4 protein-coding genes are annotated in these 4,208 nt (G+C 52.8%); 3 read left to right on the forward strand and 1 reads right to left on the reverse strand.

Features of this window, described 5'->3' with window-relative positions; translation table 11 throughout:
• Positions 1 to 297 precede the first annotated feature (297 nt).
• From ACJROR_RS06595 to ACJROR_RS06605, 3 genes are all read left to right on the forward strand, one after another.
• Positions 298 to 1,452: a GTPase gene (locus ACJROR_RS06595; protein WP_406546413.1), complete on the forward strand. Its 1,155-nt coding sequence runs from the start codon at positions 298 to 300 to the stop codon at positions 1,450 to 1,452.
• A 103-nt stretch (positions 1,453 to 1,555) separates the two neighbouring features.
• Positions 1,556 to 2,683 carry a GTPase gene (locus ACJROR_RS06600; RefSeq protein ID WP_406546415.1) on the forward strand — a complete coding sequence of 376 codons (1,128 nt, stop codon included), beginning with the start codon at positions 1,556 to 1,558 and terminating at the stop codon, positions 2,681 to 2,683.
• Between the two features lie 249 nt (positions 2,684 to 2,932).
• Positions 2,933 to 3,754: a lysozyme inhibitor LprI family protein gene (locus ACJROR_RS06605; protein WP_406546417.1), complete on the forward strand. Its 822-nt coding sequence runs from the start codon at positions 2,933 to 2,935 to the stop codon at positions 3,752 to 3,754.
• 257 nt (positions 3,755 to 4,011) lie between these two features.
• On the opposite strand, the gene ACJROR_RS06610 is transcribed toward ACJROR_RS06605, so the two are convergent.
• On the reverse strand, positions 4,012 to 4,208 hold a 197-nt coding region (locus tag ACJROR_RS06610; RefSeq protein WP_406546418.1), incomplete at its 5' end, for a hypothetical protein.

Raw genomic sequence — 4,208 nt, forward strand, 5'->3', positions numbered from 1 at the left:
ATGATAACTGAATGCCGGACTTAGCAGAAGGATGTCTGAAGGCCGTCAGAAAAACTCCCGGCTTGCTCTTATGGACAGTGCTTTCCCGGGGATTTCCCGGACTGTTTCAGGAGTCTTTCCGGTTTGCGGCGGTTTATCACAGCTTCGGTGATTCATTTATTTGCAAAAACAGATCCTTGGTCTCAATTTTCATTTTTGGAGGTTTAATTTTCTGAAAGCGTCTTCATGTAATGAATATACTTTAAGTTAGCATTAAACAGTTTTGTCCCTTCATGTTTTTCAGACGAGGAACCAGATATGACAGACAACAACCTTTTTTCAGACGATGAAAAAGCGAAGATCAGCAGTTTTGAAGCTCAGTACAGCGGCAGCGAGGTTGCCGGAAAGTTTTGGGACGACTTCAAGGCCTATGTTACCGGACTTCCCAAGGCCAGCGTGCTGATTCTCGGGGGCAGCGGCGCCGGCAAAAGCACCCTGGTAAATCTGGTTTTCAACAGCGAGATCGCCAAAGCCGGTTCCGGCCGTCCTGTTACCAAGGGCATCGAGCTTTATAAGAATGACCTCGTTAACATCTATGACAGCGAGGGATATGAATTCGGTGAAGAGAAGCAGCAGCATTTTGAAAACCTGATTTTCGGGTTCATGGACGAGCATGAAGTAAGCGGCGATCCCATTGATGTGATCTGGTACTGCATCAGCATTCCCGGAGCCCGGGTGGTGGATACCGATATCAATGTCATCAACCGGCTGAATTCCATGGGGAAGCCGGTAGCCGTGGTATTTACCCAGGCGGATCAGGCCTCGGAGGAACAGAGTCAGTCTCTCCAGAATGAGGTGCTCTCCCGTACCAGCGTCAGAAGCGATGCCATTTTTGAATCTACAAGCGATCGCTCCATTGAATTGCCCCGGGGCATTAAGGAGCTCTATGAATGGACCCGGGACAGACTGCCCGAATCCCGCAAGGTATCCTTTATGGGCGCGGCCAGAAGAGATATGGCCAAGAAGAGCGCCGAGGTGGACAGCATGATTACCAAATACACCGCCACCGCTTTCGGTCTCGGAGCAGTTCCCATTCCGGTTCCCAGCGCAGCAGCCCTGGTGCCCCTGCAGATGAAGATGCTGTCCGAAATCGCCGTAAGATGGAACGTGCTTTCCATCCAGCAGTCCATGGGGACAATTCTTACGGAGATGGTCACCACCACCGTGGGGAGAACCATCGCCGCCACCCTGCTTAAGCTCTTCCCCGGGGTAGGTTCCGTTCTGGGAGGCGCGATTAACGGCGGCGTGGCCGCAGCAGTGACCTACGGCACCGGAAAGGCCTTCAATTACGCCTGCCGCAAGATGCAGGAGAGCGACCTGGACGGCACGAAGTTCGATATGAATGAGTTTCTCAAGAACGACTTTGTGAAGATGGCAATGGAGATGGCCATGAATTACAAATCCGGCAAATAACCCCCGGAAGGGCATGTCCCGGCCGTAGCAGGGACAGCTGAGAAAAAGACTGCTCCGGGCTTCCGGTCAGTCTTTTGTATTTTGATAAACCAGAGGAGGCGTCATGGCAGCTAATACCGACAGTACGTCAGGCCCTTTAACCAATGTTCTTATTCTCGGCAAAACCGGTGTCGGGAAATCCGCTCTTTTGAACTATCTTTTCGGGAAAAAGGTCGCCAGCTCCGGCACCGGCTCCCCGGTGACCACCAAGGGCATCCATCCCAAGGAACCCTTTAAATACGGCAGCATGAACATCAAAATCTGGGACAGCTGGGGGCTTGAGCCCGGGGACAGCGAGACCTGGAAATCCATTATCACTTCGGCCATTGCCGAAACCCGGGCGGCCAGAGTCCGGGACTGGTTTCATACCATTGTCTACTGCGTGGACGCTCAGAAGAGCCGTATTGATGACTTTGAGATCCAGTCGATCATAAAGCCGCTTCTGGAAGACGGCAATCAGATCGTTTTTGTGCTCACCAAGTCTGATGTGGCCGGAGAAGCAAAGATAAAGGAAACTACCAAGGTCATTAACAAGGATTGCCCGGGATCCCCGGTGATCCCCATGGGATCCGAGGAGATAAAGCTCCGGGGCGGCAAAACCACCAAGCCCTTCGGAAGAGAGCAGCTTCTGAGCCACATTGCGATAAACCTCCGGCACAATCTCATGAACCAGTTCTGCCGGAACACTCAGGAGCAGGCCAAACGCTTTGCCGGGCATGCCCATAAAAGGGTGATGGATGAGGTCAAAAAGGAGCTGGGGACACTGGGAACCGCCACCTACGGCAAAAAGTTCGAGGCTTATCTGGGGGATAAGATCTCCCGGGAATACCAGCTGGCCACCGAGTCGCTTTTCAGTTTGACGAACCGGAATTATCAGGAGATCAACCAGCTTTCCTCCTCGGTCTTCAGCGAATTCCGGGGCGAGGTCATTGCTTTTGAAAAGGAGCTTCTCCCGGCTGTAGCGGTGTCCTCCAAGGTAAAGAGTCTTTTCAGCAGAAAGGATCTTCTGGCGCTTCTGGCTGGAGGCCCCGGGTTCCTGTTTCTGTTTGTGAAGAACCTTTTAAGGGCGAAGCACTATGCCCAGGAAACCGAAAAGCTGCTAAAAGCCGCAGACGAGCGTCTTAAGAACGAAGCCGAGACTCTCCTCAAAAAAGTGCGGGAGCGGGAGAAGTCCCGAACCTGGAAGGTCTGAGGCCTGCTTACGGCTTTCATCTTGTTCTCTCAGCCCCTGATGAAGTTTGCAGGGGCTTGTTTTTTTGAGAGGCGTCTTCAGGAAATGTTTTAAAGTATGTCCCGGTGCATTACAATACTGAGCAGGCCTGAGAGAAGACAAATAATGACGCAGGAGGCAGGCTCAGGCAAATTCTGAGAAGCATTATTTACGGAGAACAGCACAATGACGGTAATGACAGCAATAACTGCAAAAACAGGTTTACGGAACATGCTTATAAGAGCGGGGGCCGGAGCGGCTCTGGCACTGGGGCTCGCGGGAGCGGCCCAGGCCGGAGACGGCATAGAGCCCGGGCGCTACGCCATAAAGCAGGGCGGCAACTTCTACAACTATCACACCTTCAGCTGCGCCGGCCAGAGCGCTTTCTACTGCGGCTATCTTGATGAAAAACTGTTAACCCCGGAGGAGCAGTCTCTTCTGGAGGATGCGGATTCCGTGATCGGGGACATCACCATTCAGAAATCCGAAAAGGGCGACAATTACGCCGCTGCCGGCAATTTCTATCTTTCCCGGGTCTGCACCCTTTCCACTGCCGACCGCAGCGAGGACGAGGGCCGCTATATCACGGTTCCCTGCAAAATGAACCATGATTCCGGAGAACTGGCTTGTCTGTTTCATGCGGATTACGACATTCCCGGCATTACCTTTTACATGAAGCAGAATCCGGATAAATCCCTGTCTCTGCGCCTTGAGATGGAGTCCGAGCCTGAGGATCTCCCGCAGAATTACCGGGACTGCATGACCGAAATGTCTTCCCGGAAGCTGGCCTGGGAGCCGCAGAAGGATTACGAGGACAATATGTTCATGTCCGCCAGAATGCGCTATTTCCGGAATGACGGGGAGCTTAACGCCAAGTGGAATGATCTGTCCCGGGAGAAGAGGAAGGAGCTTTTGCCGGCTCAGAGAAAGTGGATCAAGTCCAAGGATAAGTTTTGCGGCCCCATCGATCCGAAAAAGGATCGGGTAAAGCTGATGAGCGCCTATGAATGCCACGCCGCCATGACTGAAAAGAGAACCTACGAGCTGGAGTAATGAGAACCGGGACGGCGCTGCGTGATTGACCCGGCGGCCGCCGCAAAGAGAAACCGGAAGCACCGATGCGAAAAAGGGAGCCTGTTTGCTCCCTTTCTGTTTGCCCGGATTTTCACCTGAGCGCGGCATTCAGGTTCAGGACGCCGGAAGCCAGATGTTCACCTCCATGCCGTTTGCCTTCTTGCCAAACGGTTCAGGCTCTAAACCCAGAGCCTCCGTTTTCTCTTCGTCCTGTTCCCTGTTTTTATTTTTCCCTCTTAGTCTTTTGGCAAAAATTCCTCAATGTCTCTCTCTCCCGTCATGACCTGGTACTCCTCATGTTCCATGACGCACATTTTGGTCACCTCGGCCTGATGTTCTGAGAGAAGAGGCTTCAGCAGGGAATCCTCCGGCATTTTATCAATTGCCGCGCTGACAGCCGCGGCCATAGTGATGTTCGGGTCAGCGGTATAAA

This window comes from Succinimonas sp., assembly GCF_045225735.1.
Classification (GTDB): Bacteria; Pseudomonadota; Gammaproteobacteria; order Enterobacterales; family Succinivibrionaceae; genus Succinimonas.

Coding starts and splice junctions, on each gene's coding strand:
- ACJROR_RS06595 (WP_406546413.1), top strand. CDS start 298: ATGACAGACAACAACCTTTTTTCAGACGATGAAAAAGCGAAGATCAGC.
- ACJROR_RS06600 (WP_406546415.1), top strand. CDS start 1,556: ATGGCAGCTAATACCGACAGTACGTCAGGCCCTTTAACCAATGTTCTT.
- ACJROR_RS06605 (WP_406546417.1), top strand. CDS start 2,933: ATGCTTATAAGAGCGGGGGCCGGAGCGGCTCTGGCACTGGGGCTCGCG.